The 20009-nt window shown below is 37.2% G+C and carries 18 protein-coding genes and 1 pseudogene; 5 read left to right on the top strand and 14 right to left on the bottom strand.

Translation table 11 applies throughout. The features are described from left to right. Positions 1 to 401: 401 nt before the first annotated feature. Positions 402 to 1481 carry a DUF6236 family protein gene (locus BM146_RS00645; protein ID WP_074882876.1) on the bottom strand — a complete coding sequence of 360 codons (1080 nt, stop codon included), beginning with the start codon at positions 1479 to 1481 and terminating at the stop codon, positions 402 to 404. A gap of 420 nt (positions 1482 to 1901) precedes the next feature. On the opposite strand from BM146_RS00645, the gene BM146_RS00640 reads away from it, so the two are divergent. The 3 genes from BM146_RS00640 to BM146_RS00630 all read left to right on the top strand — a co-directional run bounded on the left by BM146_RS00640 (position 1902) and on the right by BM146_RS00630 (position 5825). Next, complete coding sequence (locus BM146_RS00640) at positions 1902 to 2846, top strand: tyrosine-type recombinase/integrase (protein WP_074882874.1); 945 nt, start codon at positions 1902 to 1904, stop codon at positions 2844 to 2846. Positions 2847 to 3131: 285 nt separating this feature from the next. After that, complete coding sequence (locus tag BM146_RS00635) at positions 3132 to 4556, top strand: IS5 family transposase (protein WP_074882872.1); 1425 nt, start codon at positions 3132 to 3134, stop codon at positions 4554 to 4556. 288 nt (positions 4557 to 4844) lie between these two features. Beyond that, positions 4845 to 5825 carry a D-alanine--D-alanine ligase family protein gene (locus tag BM146_RS00630; protein WP_074882870.1) on the top strand — a complete coding sequence of 327 codons (981 nt, stop codon included), beginning with the start codon at positions 4845 to 4847 and terminating at the stop codon, positions 5823 to 5825. On the opposite strand, the gene BM146_RS00625 is transcribed toward BM146_RS00630, so the two are convergent. From BM146_RS00625 to BM146_RS00560, 13 genes are all read right to left on the bottom strand, one after another. Continuing rightward, on the bottom strand, positions 5809 to 6765 hold the full coding sequence (locus BM146_RS00625; RefSeq protein WP_143087382.1) for a hypothetical protein: 957 nt from the start codon (positions 6763 to 6765) through the stop codon (positions 5809 to 5811). The two genes, BM146_RS00630 and BM146_RS00625, sit on opposite strands and share 17 nt — an antisense overlap. Further along, on the bottom strand, positions 6732 to 7937 hold the full coding sequence (locus BM146_RS00620; RefSeq protein WP_074882867.1) for a hypothetical protein: 1206 nt from the start codon (positions 7935 to 7937) through the stop codon (positions 6732 to 6734). The genes BM146_RS00625 and BM146_RS00620 overlap by 34 nt, the downstream gene beginning before the upstream one ends. Positions 7938 to 7941: 4 nt before the next feature. Further along, positions 7942 to 8766, bottom strand: a complete 825-nt coding sequence (locus tag BM146_RS00615) for a TIR domain-containing protein (RefSeq protein ID WP_083413332.1) — start codon at positions 8764 to 8766, stop codon at positions 7942 to 7944. A 2-nt stretch (positions 8767 to 8768) separates the two neighbouring features. Further along, complete coding sequence (locus BM146_RS00610; protein ID WP_074882863.1) at positions 8769 to 10427, bottom strand: AAA family ATPase; 1659 nt, start codon at positions 10425 to 10427, stop codon at positions 8769 to 8771. Positions 10428 to 10655: 228 nt separating this feature from the next. Then, complete coding sequence (locus BM146_RS00605; RefSeq protein WP_074882861.1) at positions 10656 to 11219, bottom strand: toll/interleukin-1 receptor domain-containing protein; 564 nt, start codon at positions 11217 to 11219, stop codon at positions 10656 to 10658. 9 nt (positions 11220 to 11228) lie between these two features. Further along, on the bottom strand, positions 11229 to 12659 hold the full coding sequence (locus tag BM146_RS00600; RefSeq protein WP_074882858.1) for an SIR2 family protein: 1431 nt from the start codon (positions 12657 to 12659) through the stop codon (positions 11229 to 11231). Positions 12660 to 12680: 21 nt separating this feature from the next. Then, positions 12681 to 13166, bottom strand: coding sequence for a TIR domain-containing protein (locus BM146_RS00595; RefSeq protein WP_074882856.1), 486 nt, complete (start codon positions 13164 to 13166; stop codon positions 12681 to 12683). A 12-nt stretch (positions 13167 to 13178) separates the two neighbouring features. Continuing rightward, the gene (locus BM146_RS00590; protein WP_074882854.1) at positions 13179 to 14342 is read right to left on the bottom strand and encodes a toll/interleukin-1 receptor domain-containing protein; all 1164 of its coding nucleotides are present in this window, start codon (positions 14340 to 14342) and stop codon (positions 13179 to 13181) included. Positions 14343 to 14670: 328 nt separating this feature from the next. Continuing rightward, complete coding sequence (locus tag BM146_RS00585; protein WP_074882852.1) at positions 14671 to 15252, bottom strand: hypothetical protein; 582 nt, start codon at positions 15250 to 15252, stop codon at positions 14671 to 14673. Beyond that, positions 15218 to 15598: a hypothetical protein gene (locus BM146_RS00580; RefSeq protein ID WP_074882850.1), complete on the bottom strand. Its 381-nt coding sequence runs from the start codon at positions 15596 to 15598 to the stop codon at positions 15218 to 15220. Before BM146_RS00580 ends, BM146_RS00585 begins: the two co-directional genes overlap by 35 nt. A 110-nt stretch (positions 15599 to 15708) precedes the next feature. Then, the gene (locus tag BM146_RS00575) at positions 15709 to 16395 is read right to left on the bottom strand and encodes a TIGR02391 family protein (RefSeq protein ID WP_074882848.1); all 687 of its coding nucleotides are present in this window, start codon (positions 16393 to 16395) and stop codon (positions 15709 to 15711) included. A gap of 816 nt (positions 16396 to 17211) precedes the next feature. Beyond that, complete coding sequence (locus BM146_RS19805; RefSeq protein ID WP_207649880.1) at positions 17212 to 17739, bottom strand: GNAT family N-acetyltransferase; 528 nt, start codon at positions 17737 to 17739, stop codon at positions 17212 to 17214. Between the two features lie 50 nt (positions 17740 to 17789). Next, on the bottom strand, positions 17790 to 17948 hold the full coding sequence (locus tag BM146_RS00560) for a rubredoxin (protein ID WP_074882847.1): 159 nt from the start codon (positions 17946 to 17948) through the stop codon (positions 17790 to 17792). A 249-nt stretch (positions 17949 to 18197) separates the two neighbouring features. Here BM146_RS00560 and BM146_RS20375 point away from each other — a divergent pair. Next, positions 18198 to 19139, top strand: a pseudogene (locus tag BM146_RS20375) (Rieske 2Fe-2S domain-containing protein); the annotation flags it as partial. Between the two features lie 93 nt (positions 19140 to 19232). Continuing rightward, on the top strand, positions 19233 to 19874 hold the full coding sequence (locus BM146_RS20370; protein ID WP_074883160.1) for a flavin reductase family protein: 642 nt from the start codon (positions 19233 to 19235) through the stop codon (positions 19872 to 19874). The last annotated feature ends 135 nt before the right edge of the window (positions 19875 to 20009 follow it).

The following is a 20009-nucleotide window of genomic DNA, read 5'->3' as shown; positions in this document are numbered from 1 at the left end:
CAAGATACTCGCAAATAGTAAGAGTACATATACTAAAAGTATATTATACTTTTAGTAATAATGTAACATACGTATGCCTTGATTTTTGGTAAACGTCAACTAAGAAAATAACAATATCGAGTTACTTTCTGTCACATGATCGACTCTGTTAAAAATGCTGAAGTTGTCAAAACACAGGTCTTTGCAACATTTATGACTCTGATGTCAGATACTCCGTAAACATGGCAAGGATGATTTTAAAAAGATAATACGATGAAACAGTATAAGCCACTTGGTTTCATTTTTTCAGAAACTAAGTGGCTTATTTGAGCTCATATTTCTACTTTAAATCTTTTAATCTCTTCTAAACAATAGAAAGATTTTTTTCCAGTGTAAATGCTCCCGTAAAAAATATCCTCTACTTATATATTATTATTAAAACCACTTCTTGGCATAGTTGTTGAAATAAAACCATTCTCTCGTGCATAAAATAAATATGCACTCTTATCTTCTATCTGCAAATCATCATTTACACAAAATAGAGAGGCTGTAGCCCCAGCTATATCTCCTAACAACGCACTTCCCCATGCTGGTATTCCCGTGCTTTCAGCCAATAATCCTATTCCTGCTGCTACTCCTATCGGTATTAAAGCTCGCATCGTTTTCTTCGTTCTTCTTATTCCTCTAAAACTCATCAATTCCTCTATTTCATGTAAATCATCGTCCATTTGACGTTGCAGCATTCTCGTTGTGTCTTGAATATCTTCCACATCTGTGCAATGCTTCAAATTCCATTGAAATGCTTCTATGCGTCGTCTAAAACATCTAAGCTCTCGTTCATGTCTCATCCTAAAATCTATAATATCCGCAAGCGAAACATTCATATTCGGCACTGGCAATATTTTCTGTAATGCCATATTTAAGTAAATTTGCTTTTCAGCATCTATATTTCCCTTACTTCCCGTAAAAGGATAATAGAATTTGATACCACTATCTGTTCCTATCTCTGTATTTCCGTGCACTTTTGCAAGATATTTTGCCAGAGTAGCCATATAAACATCTGCATCTTTTGAATTCATATTAATCCATGGTCCATCATAATTTCTCTGAGCAATTCCTTCATCCAGCAAATATTCTAAAATTGGTTCTGGTGTTTTATCAATATGTACCATATCAACCATATTAAGCTTTTCGACATGTACGCGAGCAGTGTGCCTTTTATTAATTTTTTTACTATATTTCAAGTTCTTCTTCACTTGTTGGCAAAACAACTCGCATAGTCCATCTTCTTGTTCCAATTCAAACGGATATATTGGATCGTATATTCCAGCATCTTGAAGATATTCTATTTCAATAGAATTAATTGCACTATAATTCACTCCTGGTACAATAGATGCTACTTTATCCCAATACAATAATGCATTTCTTAACCATGTTCCATCCTTAATTCTTATAGTAGGATAGTATAATATCGTCTTCTCTCCATAATTGTTCGTTCTCATTGTTTCTCCTTTTCGCATTATACAAACAAAAATCGTTCTATTAGACACTTTTTCCCTTATAAAGAAATCTAGATTAGTTTCTTTTAATGTTGAGCCATTTGTTTTTTGTTATATTAACATTTAATTATTATTCCACATTTAATATTGCATAAAAAATCTATAAACATATTATATTGCTCAATCCAATTATCTATATCTCCCATACCTAGTAGTTTTATAAAGATTATCCTGCTTTTAATTATTATGTTTGAAAAGCATTCTTAAATTGCTTGATAATGGAGTATTAGTCATAATTTCAAGACTCTTTTTGTCTTGCTTTCCCGATTTTTTATCATATTCAATAGCCAATTTCCTAATAAGTGTATTCATCTGTATGCTATAATTCTTCTCTATAATATCAACCATATCAAGGAGGTTATAATGAATAATTATGAAAAGATTGTAGAGAACTATTTAGATTTCTGTTCAAGCCAGAAAAAACTTAACGAAAAAACAGTTAGAGCCTACCTAACAGATCTCCAGCAATTCGGAAATTGCCTATCTTCAATGAAATTAACGGAGTTATCCACAGCAGAACTTGAAGATTATATAAAAAATCTTCACCGTCATTACAAACCCAAAAGCGTAAAAAGAAAGATTGCATCTATCAAAGCTTTTTTTTGCTATTTAGAAAACCATGACATCATTACATCCAATCCCTGGGCACACGTTCAAAGCAAATTCCGAGAACCAGCAACTCTTCCACGCATAATCCCATTAGATACCATAGAAATAATACTTACCCTAATTTATAAGCAAATTGAAAATGGGAAAACTAACTATCGAAGACGCAACGCCATCAGAGATGCCGCCATTTGTGAGTTACTCTTTGCCACCGGATTACGCATCTTTGAACTTTGCAATCTGATTCCAGATGATGTTAACTTATACGAAGATACTGTATTTATAAACGGGAAAGGATTAAAAGAACGTATTTTGCAGATAGGAAACAGTCAGGTACACGATGCACTTGTAAATTATAAAGAAGCCTACGATAACGAGATCCGCCTTTGCAACCATTTGTTTGTAAATCAACAAGGACACCCTATATCAGACCAGTCTGTACGCAGAATGCTTAACTACTACACAAACCTCGCCGGAATCAAACAGCATATCACTCCACATATGTGGCGCCACACCTTTGCCACCTCACTTCTTGAGGCTGATGTCGATATTCGATACATCCAGGCAATGCTCGGACACAGCTCAATTCGCACAACAGAAATCTACACCCATGTTTCTATGGCCAAACAGAAGAATATATTGTGCAGCAAGCATCCACGGAACAATTTTTCAATTTGTCCCAACGCATATATTTCGAATTAGTGTATATAATGTAAGCACTTACTATAAAAAAACTAAAGCAGATTGGCAGCATGTGATTCCAATCTGCTTTAGTTGACAATTCTGCCTAAAAAAATCCTCTATATTTTTATAATTGTTAACAGCATTCTCTAGAACAAATCCATTTATTTAGTGTTTGGTCAACAACCCTTTCAGCCCAGTAAACATGGGCGTTTATAACGATTTTTGATATGCTAAAGTGCAAGGAAATTTTTGCAGTTTAACGCATTTATGGGCTTTATAGCTTGCACTTTGAGGTCAAAAATCATGTATAAAACTCCAAATTACGACTACGAACAGTTAAGTTTCACCGGCTTTAATGCAACCTGCGGTTTGCAGTTGGATTCCCAAAATGAGTGGATTGTGATTGCAGGTAAACTTCCATGGCGAGCATGGGAAACTCTCTATGCCGCTATGTTTCCAACTGAAACAGGAAACGTAGCCAAGCCTTGCAGAATGGTGATGGGATCGCTTATTATCCAACAACATATGGGCTTTACTGACAGAGATCTTGTTGCTCAGTTGCAGCAGAACCCATACTACCAGTACTTTATCGGACTTGAAGCTTTCCAACATGACGCTCCGTTTGCACGGACTCTCCTGGTGACCTGGAGAAAGCGACTGACTTTGGAGTTTATTATCAAGGCAAATGACCTGCTGTGTGACGCTGCTCCCAAGACCTTTATGTTCCGCAAAGGGATGGCTCATTTCAAACGAGGTGTCCTCGTTGCTACACAGATATGTGATGCAACTGTTGCTCCGCAGTATATCAGGTTTCCGCAGGATACATCACTCTTAAATGAAGCACGCATGAAGCTTGAAACCATGATAGATTTCTTCTGCGAAGTTTACGGCTTTGATAAGCCAAGAACCTATCGTAAGGTGGCACACAAGGACTATCTTGCATTTGCTCGGTCGAAGAAACCGACCAAAGAAGCGGTACGCAAAGCAGTAAAAGCTCAGCTGAGCTATGTTCGTAGAGACCTGAATTACATTGATGATTTCATGCATGAGGGCTACGCTCCTGCTGAAAAATTCATAGACAACATCATCGTAATTCATATCCTGTATGAGCAGCAATTGTTCATGTATGAAAACAACACTCACAAGGTTGATAACCGCATAGTCAGCATCCATCTTCCGTTTGTCAGACCAGTCATGCGTGGAAAGGCTAAGGCTCCAACTGAGTTTGGTGCAAAACTCCATCTCAGTGTTGACGAGCTTGGCTTCGGAAGAATAGAAAACCTTTCATTTAACTCCTACAATGAAGGACCGATGCTGATTGAAGCGCTTACTGCTTACAAATACCGCAATGGCGAATATCCTGAGCGTGTGCTTGTTGATCAGATATACCGCACGAAGGCGAACATTGCATTCTGTAACACAAATGGTATCAGGATAAGCGGTCCAAAGCTTGGACGCCCAACTAAAGATGATGCAAAACTTCGTAAGGAACGCAAGGTTGCAGCAATTGATAACACTGACAGAATCGAAGTTGAGCGTTACTTCAGCACAGCCAAACGAAGGAATGGCATGGGCGTGATAAAAAGGAAAAGAGAAGATACATCTCTGTCAACAATCGCCATGTCCATTCTCGTAACCAACATTTTTGGAACATTTAAACTTGCAGTTGAGGAATATGAAAATGAGTCTTCAAATTCCTCGTCAAACCAGAAAAAATGTAAATCTTAACCCGGTCACAACTCCGAAAAAGGAGTTGTTGACCAAACACTATTTACAAAATAAAAAAGAAAACATAGTATTTTCAGCTAAACCATTCTTTTTCTCCAACAATCCTATAATCTGTAAATTCTATTTTTGAGCAACTCATTTTTCATTTTGGCTTTTTTATTCATACCACAGTTTGATCATTATCTCTCAGCTTTTTTAATTATTTATAATCGGTTTAATTATTTTCTCCTGTTTAGATATATGTTTTTTAATTGATAATAGTAGATTATCAATTAAAAGGAATTAGAAATGAAAATCGGTATAGCGTATGATACAAAGGAAATGTACGATGACAAGGACGATCTATACTATGATTTTGCGGATGAAGTGTCCATTAGTCAACTGGATGCCGCTTTTCGGAGTCTTGGGCATGAAACGGTACGCATAAAAAGTTTTGTTGAACTCTTGGAAATATGCAAGGGAAAAGAGCGCCCCTGTGATCTAGTATATAACACCATGGAGGGTATCTCTTCAAGGAACAGAGAAGGGTTTGCACCGTCATTGTTAGAAATGTATCGGGTTCCCTTCATGGGCACTGATGCATTTGGACTATCTTTGACACTAAACAAGTACATGACTAAAATAGTTGCCCAATATTACGGCATTGCAACCCCTATATCTGCACTCGTTATGCCTTCTGATTCACCCGAAATAGTATATGAGCGGATAAAGAAAGTTCCTCTCCCACACATATTAAAGCCAAATTACGAAGGGAACAGTTCTGGTATTGTGCGCTGTATATCCTTAGAAGAATCGGTTGAAAAACTTTGTAGACTGACGAAGCAATATCATTCTGAGATCCTATGTGAAGAATTTATATTTGGTAAGGAAATCACCATTCCTCTTATCGGAAATGATCCGGATAAAACTATGTGGGCTATAACTACAGTGGATGTCCAGAAAAACGATAGTTTTTGGCTGGATAAAAACTGGAAAACTATTGGTGATTACCACAATATCATTTACGATGTGCCTGATAAAGTCAATGAAGAAATCGGCTATGCGGCACTTACGCTATTCCGTGCTTTTGGATGTAGAGATTTTTGTCGATTCGATTTCCGCCTTTCTGCCAATGGGAGTCCGTATTTTATTGAAGCCAACCCTTTGCCTGCACTCTTTGAAGGTGGATCCTTTGATATAATGGGCAGGGCTAATGGCTTGGAATTTAGCGAAACACTGAAAATAATTATTGATACAGCATCAGAACGCCTTGCTATTCCCAATACCTGAATTCTGCAAGAAAGATCCTTTTCCGATTGATCTGCTCGTAGAAAAAATGACTATCCGGATAAGTGGCATTTTTGTTCGGAACAGATATCTGACGTGATAAAATATCTTTCCATATAGGAGAAAAGAACTCCTCGCCTTTTAACAAATGTTTATGGCATAGTTGAACAGCGCTTTTCCCTTGGTGTTCCAGAGTAATTGCCTCTAGTAGATCCTTATACTGGTTTTCATAGGCTGTAGTATTTTCCCTGGAGGCAATACTCTCATAGGCATTCATGAAATTATCGTGATCTTGGTAGAATACAAGTGGCTCAATATCAAGCAAGAGATCGCACATACAAATGTTTAAGTTGATTGTCATATACGTAAAATCTGAAAGTCCTAATAGTTTTGCTTTCTTGAAGTATTCTAATGCCTCTTTCGCATTTTCTTTTGCCAAAACGTAAAAAATTCCCATGTTATTATATACATATGACAGTTTCAGACTATTATGTCCAAAACTGTCAAGTGCCTTTTTAAAGTAGCTTTCTATAAGTCTATTTTCATATCCTCCATAAAATAGCATTTCTGTTGCAATATTAAAATATGCTTCTCCTGCATCAATTACACTATTGATTTCTTCAAAGTACGCCGCAGCTTCTTTTAGGCTTTGAATTTCCTCGTTGTGTTGGAAAAACATTCCACATTTTTTTAGACAACAGTAGTACTCGTACAATGTGTTTTCATGCAGTTTTCCTCTGTTTAGTGCCAATTTATAATAACGTGCACCCATATCTTCTATTGAAAGATGGTTTTGCAAGGTAGCCATAAGAGAATATACGTTGCAGACCATACGGTTCATATCATTATCTTCATTTGATATAGTTCTGATATTATTGACAAGTTCTTGCGCTATGGAAAAGGAATTGTCTATGTCACCGGAATCATAAAGATACATCGCCATACGATATTTGAATAAAAAAGGTTGCTATATTTTTTGTGTACTTTTCTTAAGATTTTTATTGCGGTTTTCGTCCTACCAAGTTCTTTTAGGCTCCTTACACATATCTCTTGTGTATAAGCTAACTGGAATCCATCTAACGGGTGAACTTTCTGATCGCATAAAGCCTCATTTGCCACAAAATATAACTTCTCCCAATCTTTAGTAATGCTATATAAATATAATAACTCCAATCGTATTTGCGGTATTATTTTACTAGATTTATCACACATTTTTTGCGCTTGCAGCATCCTGTTTAGTATTCTGATTTTTTCTGCTGTGGAAGCATTCGAACTGTATAGTTTGCTGTAATACGAAACCAGAATTTGCGCAGCTTTGTGTTTTTCTCCAATATTAATAGTATCAAATACAGCTTCATATATTTTCATCAAGGGAAATTCATACTGTTGCTCGGCGTTCTCGCATACACGAATCAGAAAACGTAGTTTTGTAGCTTCATTTAGGTATTCCTCCGCAGATTCAATCCCAAAGCCATCAACAGACTCTAGTGGAAGAATAGAAAAAACACTACCAATTATCGAAGATTTTTCTATAATAGAGTATATTTCTTCGGAAATATCCCTAAATTTCTCTGATATTGCTTTTTTTAAATAAGATTTTATAGCGGCTTCGTTTTTTTGGTTATTATTTTCGCCCGATAGTTTCATGCGAAACATGAGAGCATCTATTTCCAAATAATTATGTTCTGTTATACTGATAATCTCTTTATAATCATCATTTTTCAGCTCTGGATAGTTGTATTGTATATATGCTTTTAACTCTTCTTCAGGTGCAATAAACTCTTGGACATAAAGATTCCTGCTCACTCCCTCAATATCTGCAAGTGAGAGTATGTTTTGTGCCTTCAAGAGTTCATCATTAGTAAGATCGACGAGCAAAATAACCTTGTTAATATTATTTATTTTGCTGCTGTTTATAATTGTGTTAAAAACCGACGTGCAACACTTTTCCGCTTCGTCTAATATAATAGTTGATACATTAGAAAAAATGTATTGACTTATATTTGAAGAGTCCACGAACTGCTCTGCATGTATATATTTCTCATTAGGATATCTATTTTTAATATATGTTGTTTTTCCACAACCTTTTTTGCCATATATTATCTTCAGTTCCATTTTACTACACCTCAGAAAGACGAATAAGATCATCCGTTACTACTTTTACTACATCTTGTGCAGAATACTTCCTGTCGTCATCAGAGGTATAATCAAAGCTATGCATTATCGAGAATTCCATTTTGGAACATCTTTCCCATGTGATTATTATTTCAGCGCATAGATTTGTATTTAGCTCTCCTTGGAATATAAGTACACAAGGAAGATTTAGGAATTCGTCATTTGAGAACGTAAACACAGTTTTCACACCTTCATTTTCAATATAGAGCTTGTTTTGAAACGAACTTACCTTCAACCTATGTGCTTGCATCGCTTCACATACTTTTTCCAAAAAGTATTTCAGTATATTTTCTCTGTGTTGAATAATGCTGTTGTCTGCATATGGGATTCGTATTTTTTCCTTTATCAGTTCTGCAGTTTTCGAGATATCTGTATGTTTATAATAACCTATGAATGATGGGATATCTCGTGTTAAAGGCGAATTGTCAAGCATTATTGGAATAAGAAAGTCTGAATCAAAGAATGTGTTCATGAACCGTTCTCTTACAGCTGTAAATTCAAGGTTAGTCCAAATCTTTTTGTAATAATGTTCAGAGAAGAAACATGCTACATATCTTGCGTTATTTGCATATAAATTGCGTAGGTATCGATAGAGATCTTTTCCAACCAACTCGGAATGATTGTCATTGTCATAAAAGACACTGTATTCATTAGAAACTATTTCTTTTATCTTCTCTATGATTTCACGATCTTCTCCGGCAAATGAAAATGCCACATCGTACATTCTAATTCTCCTCATTTCAATTGATAATCTACTATTATCATTCATTTTTATGCTTCTTCAATTAAACAATCATGATGCTTATAACCTTGTTTACTACTTGCGTCATTTTCATAATTTATACCAACGATAATAATATTCCCCTTATATTTCTCAAGATTATCCGGATAATTACGTTTTCGAATCTGGTCTATTGCTGTTGCAGCATCTTTATCGTATTTTAGCTCTATTAAAAGCACTGGCTTGTCTGAATATTTAGGAGACGGTATATATACAAGATCAGCATATCCCTTACCAGTATCCATTTCCTGGATTAAAGTGTAATAATTCTGTGCGTTATAATATGCTAATTGTATTGCATAACTCAAGGCAGCTTCACTGTTATAGGTTTTATTGTTTGCTTTGTCATGCGCTTTTTCAACCAATTCAGATACCTTAGCTGCATCTTTTTTCCAGGTTGCTTCAAGTAGTTTTTGTGAATTCTCGAGAGCTTTGAAAACAACATTCCAATCATCCTGCTTTGTAGATGCCTCAAATTCAGCTAGTATTTCGTTATTTGGAATATAGACTTCTTTTCTATTAATGTCATAGGCAAGATATCCCAAATGAATCAATAAAGTAAAAATATCGTCTTTACTATGAAAAGTGGTCATATCATTTTGATAATTATCAATAGCTACAGAAATTCGGTTTCCTGCCATTAACACAGCAACATCTTCTTTTAAACCATCGTAATTTCTACAAATATACTCAGACAACGCCTGATATGTTTCTGTCTGATTCCAGTAATTCTGTATTCTACCAGTCTGAATTGCTTTCACAACTGATAAAGGACTATATATCGACCATTTTTCTTGACCAGGGTCTTCTGAGATGCTACTGCTCTGCTCTCCCATCGATTTAGGCGGAATTATTCCATACATTTCGTATCCGTCATACCAGTTTTTGATCTCCTCATGATTTCTTCCATACTGATTACACAAATCTTCTACCTCATCATCTGTGAATCCAGTATACTTCGCCATCTGCATAGGAAAAATCATGGAATACTCATCAAACATATTCAACGCTGAATGCTTACCATATTTTTTGATTGGAAGAATTCCTGTCATATAAGCAAGAGCAACATAGTCTTTGTCTTTAAGCCAATCACGCAAAAAATCCAAATACACTCGTTGACCTTCAGCATCCGATTTATTCTCTCTAAAGATTGCATCCCACTCATCAATGATGATTACAAATTGATGTCCTGTCTGCACATAAACATCAGACATCGACTGAATAAGGTCTTCTCTATCAAAAAAATCCACCTCAGAATATTGATTAAGAACATCTCTCATCACAAGCAGCTGGAGTTTTTTTAGCATTTCTTCAGCAGATTTATCTTTTTTTACAAAATCAGTCATTATTATTTTGACAACATCAAATTTTCCAAGATATTCATCCCATTGATCTATTCCTTTTCCATCTGTTGCAATTTTCTTGTTTTCAAACAGCTCCCTACTGTCAGCATACCTATCATAATATGCTGCAAGCATGTTAGCCGTAATTGTTTTGCCAAATCTTCTAGGTCTTGATACACACACATATTTTTGTTCAGTAAGAACAAGTGAATTAATATACATTATCAAATCTGTTTTATCTCTGTATATCTCAGATTCTATCGCTTGTTTAAAGCGCGTGTTCCCAGAATTAAGATAAGTTCCCATTAATGTTACCTCTAATTATATCGATAAGAGCATTCAATTATTATTTTCTGCATTGATTGCCGACATATATTCACTAAATACAATTGGGACTAAAACTGTAAGTCCTGGTATCCCATCGATATTTGATTGTACAGTTATCATTCCCATATTTATCCTTTCATTGTAATCATCCGCAGTCTTGATACGCCTACTAAACTATATTCAGTATACAAGCCTTTACCTCAGCAATTACTGATGAATTCTAGGATTGCTCCCATTAAGCCAGGAACTCAAAACAATGTATCTATTCCTATCTGCTTGATCATAAACCCAAAACTCGTCTCTAGTTTCCTTTGCTGTCTTTGAAAACTCTAAATATGGATACAGTCCCAAATATTCATTCCCGTTAAAGCGTCCACTCATAATCGGCAAAATACATGCCCTACCTATTTTTCCATCTGCCAACCCAAGCTCCCAAGGACACCACTTTGAATTTGTACTATTTGTGGTGGCAACATATGCAAGTCCATTGCAATGATCAAGTCTGTTTCTAATGATCTCTGCTGTCTTTGGTGTTACAGTTCCTCTATCCAGATTCTGGTCATCGATCCAATCTATGTAAACCGAATATCCACACTGTTGAAATTTATATCTTAGTCCTATTACCAGATCTTTATCCTTAAAAGAATGCGATATGAATAAATCATATGATTCTGCTTCATCAAACATTTTTTCTTCAAGCAATGCAAATTCTGTTGGATGCTTTCTTGCTTCACCAGCTGCTGTCCTTAAATCTGATTCTGTTAATATCATGTTTTACCCTCAAATTTGTGAGCTTTTCCTTATTATTTCCAGCACAGTCTCTACTATCTTTGATATATCAGTCGTTTTTTCAAGGATATCAGTATACCCTTCTAAATATGGATACCTGTTTATATCACTCTTGATTTCATCAAGAATTTTCTTTGCCACATAGCCTGTAGACCCTATGGGTATAATCACATTTCCATTTTCTTTAGAAATCTGAAACTCCTCCAAGCATCCATCGGCATCAACAATATCTTTCTTTGTCAAGTCCTTACTAACATTCTTATTACCGAATAGAAACACAGATACTCCAGTTTCGGCTATCATGTCTTTACGATACTTCGTATAAAGCCTTTTCCTCTCATCATCGTCTTTAATTCCTTGCGGAAATGGTCTTAGACACAAATGCTCCTCTGTGTGTTTATACTTGCTTCGATATATTTCATCCAAGGCACCGTTAACAACCGTTGATCCAATTCCAAATCCGAATCCTGAAATAATCCTAAAATCATCCCTAACCATCGACCTTGCAACTTCATAAGCCAGTCTTTCAGCATCATCTTTATTCCAAGTTCCATATTCTGCAGCGCTTCCTGAAATGAATACATTGTTATGTTTTACAGCGGTTTCTATTGCCATAAGCGTCTCTGTTATTTCAGAGTATTCATCTATAAAAACTGTTTGAATTCCATAACGAGCTAAATCTTTGGCTTTAAGTTCCTGACGAGCCTGAGCGTAGCCATAGTCTTTATCACTCAGCCCATCTTTCTTTACTCTTCTGAAAAAGCAATAGTGCTCATGGATATTCTCATCAAGAAGGGCATGAATCTGATTCAGTACATAATCCAAGTTAGGATCCTCAAAACTAAAACCTATAAACAAGAATGTCTTAGAAATCAAATCGCCTTTCAACACTGTCTTAAAAAGCTTTCTGCTCCTATCATAGAGAACGTAATCGTCTTTAGTGAGAACAGCTCTCGAAGGTCTTTCAACATCCCCATGCATCTTATAAACAACTGCATCTCGGTCATATTTTGAGCATGATAGTTGATCTACCTCAATCTTTACATCAGCGAGCCTATTTGATTTTTCAATTCCATTTTCAATTAGGTGGTCATAGTTTGTGGTCCAATACGTGCTTATCGGGAGTCTAGTGATAATGTCAATATTGGGATTCTCTTTTGCCTCCTTACTAAAGGCGCTCAGAATCGTCTCATTTACAGAAGCTCTACCAAATCTCTCATTACGATAATATTGTGCAATAGCCAAATAATCGTTTTCCTTTTCAATGTCTAATCCAAGCTGAGATGCAAAAGGCCTCAACAATTCTTTCCAATCAATATAACCAGAGGCAATTGATAATCCCGCCCCGGCAAATATAGCAGCATTTCCTTCTTTGATAGCTTCTGAATACTTTTTTATTAATTCTTCTTTCGTAGCAAACATAGATGTGCTCCTATTGATTCATTATTTCCCGTGCAACCTTGCTGCTCTCTCAACCCAATCCCCCAGGTTGTTATATCCATCATCACTAGTGTAATCATAAATAGCATCTGCAATATTTGAAAAAGGTATGGAACGACCATTTATCATAATTGGTGTCATGACATTCCCTGCACTCGAATAATATCCATTAAAGTCTTTGATATTATTGATTCTCACACCAATAATTCCATTCCCACGCTCAACACTCTTCTGAATCTCATACTGAACATACGGACGGATTAACGTTTCCGTTCCTATCAAGACAACAGTTACAGATGTATCGTTCATCTGACTATTAATCCATCGCTTTACCGCTAAATCACCTTGCCTTTTAACAGACTCAAACTCAGCACGATCTATAACTTGCGATTTCATCTGTCCGCCCTGAGTAACCCATCGGTTGCGCACGGTCATTACACGCGAAATATCTGGTTTATAATGGAAACTGTAGAATACTTTTCTTGCCATTGTTTCTCCTTGCTAAGTAATGTTATATTTATTACTTTCCTTCTCCTGTTGCAAAACATTCAGTCTTGCTATCTCATCTTCCTTAATCACATCAAAACCATGTATATCCTCACCATCAAGTAAAATCATATATATGGGTCTTTTAACCTGGGTCTTGTAGTAATCAAGCTCGAAGGATACCCAGTCAGAAGCTCTTGATTTTTCTGAGCTCAGGAACAATAGATATCTCGATTTCCTCATCCTTGCTCTAAGTACTTCCCTGGTATAGTCAGACACCATACTTCTTTTCAAAAAATCATCATCTGCGGTCCAATCTACATAACAGTTCATTCCAGCATCATTTGCTCCTCTTACGATTCTCTCAACCACAGCCTTATCTTGATAGCTATGAGAAACAAATATATCATACTGTTTTATATTCTGAACCGACTTCGATTTGCTCAGACGTTCAGCTAATGCTTCTGGTGTACCAATCAAATCGCTCTTCTCTGTCATATACGATTTCTTCTTGCCCTTAAACCCCTTCCTGAGCTTCACATAATGACCTGTCTTTTGTAGTTGTATAAACGCTAAATCTCGTATCTCATTATTTCTTTCACTATCGTTTATCTTCCAAAGGAATTCATCTGTCTTTTTACATTCATATTTTGATATCTCTCGCAATATTTCCAACTTATCACTTGTTGTATTACCTTTACGATGGTATGCATAAACGAGAGCATCGATGAACCCTGGATCTACTTTTTGGATATTTCTTGTATTATTTTCAACTCTCCTTTTTCGCTTTGATATAGCAGCATCTCTTTTCCTGCCAAACTGAAGCTCATATTCAAATCTCTCATTCTCTGAATAGATTGAGCTATGTTTCTCCCTATATCCTTTGCTTAGAACATGCTTTACTTTCTGTAAGGAAAAAAAGAATGACTCCGGTGAAAGCGGTTTATATCTTATCTTTTTCCCAACTTTTCGTAAGAATTGGTCTTTTTCCTCGTATTGACGCTGTCTTTCAACTATTTCATTCCATTCAAAAGGGTAGTATCTTTTATAAGCTTCCAATATATCCTGTGCTGTATAACCTGGTTTCAATGCCGGCATCATATGACGCAGCTGCTGAGTCACACTCCTTGAAATCCTTATATTCTCTCCAACAAACTTTCGTTTAGCTTTTCCTGGCATTTATATATAGACCCCTTTCAAAGAACATTTCCCTGTCATATAGATAATCCAGTCTAGTAAAAATCAATATTTAATGACTACACATCCTGATTATTGCAAACATAAGATTTTATTTTGTTAGTGTGTCTATACACCCTCCCAGGTATCTGACACACCTACGCTTCCTATGTACTATTAATCCACATTGTGGTCATCAAGGTCATGGTAAGGAACCGTGCGATTGTTGTTTTTCTTGTTTTGGGAGCTTAACCTCTGCGGTTCCGCTACGTTCATCTCCGCTTCACCGATGCCCACACGAGCCTTCAGCTCGGCGCTTCGCGCAATCGTCTTATGCTCCAGCCGCTGCTATCAACTCCTCTTCCTTCTGATTCTTCTTCCTCGGTATACAACCCACAATAATCAGAACTCCAGCGATTCCTATCAAAACCCATTTGTAGTTAAGAACGTTTCTGATCCCCCAAACAGCCGGTATCGACAGAACTTCCTCCTCATACATGTTTGCACTTACCAACGTTTCTCCTTGATCAGCGAGTGAGCGAACTACCAACCCTCCAGCATCTGTGTTCAAGTTATTCTCGTTCTCTCCCACATTAATAACATCCATGAAATCTACATACCGTAGAGTAAAGCTCTTCCTCTTTTTAATTGCTTCATCAATTCTATTATTGATGTATTCAATGAAGCGCTCGCAGCGGCAAATCTTTGCCATCTCATATTTTGTTATGTCCGGACAATAAATTGCCTTAAAAGTTTCCTCAATTGCATCATTGAGTCGTTCCATAGAGAACACTTCAACAGTAATCAGGTCGCTCATCTCTTTGATTCTGTCTTTTAGTGCTGTCTCATCTGTGCCTTCGATGTACTTCCTGTAGACCTTATTTGCGATAGAAGAAGCTTTTTTTACCTTCACCAGAAATAAAATAGTCTACAACCTTCCCAAAAACAGCATCTTCTCTATAATCAAAGTTGAGTGCATTTTCTAAAATGATTCTATAGTTTTGACACTCGTCTGCTATCAGTAGCCAGTTACCTATAACTTTCGCCCAACAATCCTGAGATACAATACCACTTTTCACCTGGACGAACTGATTATTGTAACCTCTTACAGCAGATATCCTGTTTTCTTCCGAAATATCAATATCATCAACGCCTTCATAAACAAAGAACCTTTCCATGCCAGCATTATCTAGTGCCAATTTGATAAAGGCATACCACTGATATAGGAATCCGTTTTGTGCTGTTATTCCTGATGGCATGGCTGTTCCTCTCTTTCTTCTATTCCATCTGCAGACCACTGATAATCCTGATCATGTCATCTCTACTATGGCAGTATCATACAATAATGATCTTCCGGGACTATCACATCTTAATTATCCAACACCTTCATGAGTTGACTTGCCAGCATAATCTGCTCAAGCGCCTCTGTTTTTGACAAAGTCTGGTTTTCATGAGATGAAGGATTCCTGTACGCTGCCATGCTACCCTCAAATAAAGATTGTATACCTCGTCTGTAATCCTTTCCGCTCTGTGTTGATAGATCACAGAATTGATATGCACCATTTTCAGAAAGCAATGCTCCGATTAGGTTCACAACGTTACCTGGAACGGTCGCACTTGGTTTCAGTTCAACAAACAACTCCCTGAGCCTGGTCTCCACTTCAACAAAGCTTCTGTTTGCAGCTGATGCATAATGACCATCAAGGTACTCTTCTTTTGCTATTGCAATTATTCTTGGATGAATCATTGTCCACACTGAAGCATCCTGTGGTTCGTTATGCAGGTGTTTTACTATGATGAACAATTCTCCAAAGGGCACCGTATTAAGATTGTAAAAACCTCCGCCAATGCAACGGAAAGTGTTATTCGCTATCTTCGGAAGTTCTTCTGCATAAAATGGGTAGTCATCCTTGATGGCATTACTGACCTCTGTTGTAAAGCTGACCATCCGACTGACATCTCTTTGCTGGAACATGAGTGGCTGATTCCGCATAAGGCAGCTATTTGTATTCAGCACCCATCCCCACAATTCTTCTAATCCGTTAATCTTTTTCATTTCAACTTCCGACCACCGTAAGCCCTCTATTATCAGTACCCTTATAATCTTACCACATTCATAAGATATTTGCTTTACAATAATTCACTCAACTTGTACAACTTGCGCAACTTGAGCATCTACGTGAAGAAGCAAGACAGCAAAAGATCTTAGGTGACAAATATGTTCCAGACCGAAAATATATCCAAGATCTTCTTCCCTGGTCCAAGAACATCCAAAAACAGTTCCATCTCCCGAAGAAAAAATGTAAGCGCTAAATTATTAGGCGGATAGCTGCCGCCACTAAACAAGTTCATAATGGATTTGAATAACGTATATTTTACTATGTTTAAAGTTGAATGATGAACATTTCACTACAACTTGAAAGGAGCTGTTATGTCGAATCCAAAGAAGTAACTGCCTCGCAGAACAGATGAGGACTGGTGCAGACTCATCATGGACTGTAGAAAGAGCGAATTATCCGATGCTCAGTTTTGCCGAGCAAATGGAATCTGTTGATTGTCATGTAAAATTGACCCACTTTTACACTTAAATCTGCCCCCTGATCCGCCGATGCGATTTGGAGGGCGGGTCAGTTTTATTTATAAATCTCGATTTTTACACTGTGAATTGACCCACCTTTTAGTGAGTTACCAGTGTGTATCCAGCATACTTTATCCATTTCCGCTTTTGTAGAAATATCCGGCATGAACACCGACCATCCTCCTCGCTCACAATACTTGTCATAGATTGAAGAGAGCGATGGACCGTAGAAATGAATCCATCGTAATGTCCAGAGATTAGATGGGGCTGTTGTATGAGAGTAAGTATAATGCTTTAATTGCTAAGCAATTTTGCCGCATATGAGCAAGTAGGTACTATCTTTTTGCACTCCCGGTCCGCTTCTTCGAAAACCTTATATACCAGTCTCTTCGCTATTTCGTTTCCACCGTATTCAGGCTTCACTTCTGTGTGATAGATAGTGATGGTGTCAGCATTTTCTTGATAATCACATTCACCGATAATCTGCCCTTCTTTATCCACAGCAGTGCTCCTGTTATTGTCTTTATCCAGTTTTACCATCACTTCATGATTATATATAATATCCAAAGCTCCCGATGGGCACTGCTTTATAGTTTGCCATATTCTTTGTGTCTCATCCTGACTTAGATCAATCCAAGGTTTTCTTTTAAAATCAAAAACTTCAGGGCAACCTGTCACGCATTTTCTGGCATGTCTGCATTTATCTGAATTCCAAAACACTGAAATATCATCAGTTTCGTATAATCTGTGCATATAACTCCCTCTGTCACTATTGAAGATAAGGCAGACACACCTCTTGGATGCACCTGCCTTTACTTGCATATCAATATTTTATTTGTCATCTGTTGTTCTTCGCGGCTATTCTTATCTTGTTATGCCTCTACAGAAAAGTCTTCCTTTCCAACTCCACACAATGGACAAGTAAAATCAGCCGGAAGATCATCCCACTTTGTTCCGGGTGCTATCCCGTTATCCGGATCACCTGCTGACTCGTCATAAACATAGCCACAAGTATTACATACATACTTCATAATCAGTTTCTCCTTTCATGCTCCAACCTTCAGTAAATGCGATTGTTATACAACATATCAACTAAGATCATTACTAGTGTAGCTACCTTCTCACTATTTCGTTTATAAATACATTCTATCATATAAGCATATATCTTTCTTCAACATTATTTAGAATAAATTGAGATTCGCGGTGGTAAACGGCATACAGTTTATAGTATAATTGTATTGTAGCCCGCCGTTTTTTCTACAAATCCGGAGGTTTTATTTATGATCAAAAATCAGTGGTATGCTGTTCTGTCTTCTAACTCTGTTAAAAAAGGCAATGTTATCGGAGCTAGGCGTTTCGGCGAAAACCTCGTCTTTTTTAGGAATGAAAACGGCGAATTCAGCCTTGTCAGCAGCCTTTGCGCCCATAGAGGCGCGTCCCTTGAAAAAGGCTGCGTCCAAGAGGGAAATATCAAGTGTCCGTTTCACGGAATTGAGTATGATTCCAATGGCAAATGCGTGCATATACCATCAGAAGGCAGAAACTCCGCTCAAGATTTCTCACGGTTCAACCTCAAGCATTACATGGTAAAAGAAATTGGTGGAATAGTATTTGCCTGGTACGGCGACGGTATGCCAACTCATGATCCTGACTACTTCGATGTTATCACTGATACAGACTATTCTTATGATCATATCGAAGATACATGGAACGTACAGTACTCCAGAGTTATTGAAAACCAGCTGGACGTATCCCATCTTGCCTTTGTTCACCGCACTACAATTGGCCGTGGCAATAAAACTTTGTGCAACGGTCCGAAGGTGGTATGGCTTGATGGCAATACCCTGCAAACCAGTGCCAATAACGAAGTTGACAGCGGGCAATTACCCAAATCATCCGCAGACAGCCTGATCAAAAGCACGAACTTAACCTTCAAATATCCTAATATGTGGCTCAACCATGTCACGGATAAAATACTGATTTTGGCTTTCTTTATCCCGGTTGATGACGAGCATTCGATCATAGCGCTTCGCTTTTACAATAAAATAACTGGATTAAAGCCTATCGACAAGGCTATTGCCTGGCTTGGAAGTCGCGCCAATAAAGTGGTTGAAAGGCAGGATAAAAGAATTGTTGAAACACAACTCCCCAAGAAAAGTGATGTTCCCATGAAGGAAATGCTGGTTGCAGCTGACCTTCCAATTATAGAGTATAGGAATAAGAGAAAAGAACTTCAAAAATCAGCCGATAAAGTCCAAGCACCAATATTGAAAACCAATACCATCTCTAACACTAACGAGAAAGGAGTCCCCACTATGTCAGAACTCAACCCAAAAGCTATGTACAAACTCTCTTACGGTCTGTTCGTTTGCACCGCAGTTCGAGGTAAAAAGAAAAATGGCTGTATTATCAATACTGCAATACAGGTCGCATCAGATCCTAACCGCATTTCAATTGCTGTAAACAAAGCCAACTACACTCATGACATGATAAAAGACACAGGCATTTGCAATATCTCAGTTATTAGTAAAGATGCATCTTTTGACCTTTTCAAGCACTTTGGTTTCCGGTCAGGAAAAGACGTGGATAAGTTTGATACATCTTTTCCTGCTTCATCATATGAAACTGCCGAAAATGGCATTCCATACATAACCGTCGGGACAAATGCATATTTTTCTCTTAAGGTTGAAAAAGAAGTTGACCTTGGTTCACACACTCTTTTTATCTGCGAACCGACATTTATGACTGTACTGTCAGATACTCCATCCTGCACATATGAATTCTATCAAAGCGATATCAAGCCAAAGCCCGAAAAAGTCGGAACGACGCCAAAAGGCGAAACAATCTGGCGCTGTCTTATCTGTGGCTATGAATATGTTGGTGAAGATATGCCTGACGACTTCATATGTCCGATATGTAAGCATGGCAAGGATGATTTTGAGAAGCTCATCAGATAATTACGCTGGTGAAGCTGCGCATCAAACCGGATTATTCTACGCTCTTTTTGAACTCATCATATTAATAATTTATTCGCTCCTAATACAGAAACAGGCAGCTCATATATTCAAGAGTTGCCTGTTTCTGTATTATCT

The sequence above is a fragment of the Butyrivibrio proteoclasticus genome (genome assembly GCF_900115735.1).
GTDB lineage: Bacteria > Bacillota > Clostridia > Lachnospirales > Lachnospiraceae > Butyrivibrio > Butyrivibrio proteoclasticus_B.
The sequence above is the reverse complement of the archived record's forward strand: the minus strand, read 5'-3'. Positions and strand labels throughout refer to the sequence as shown.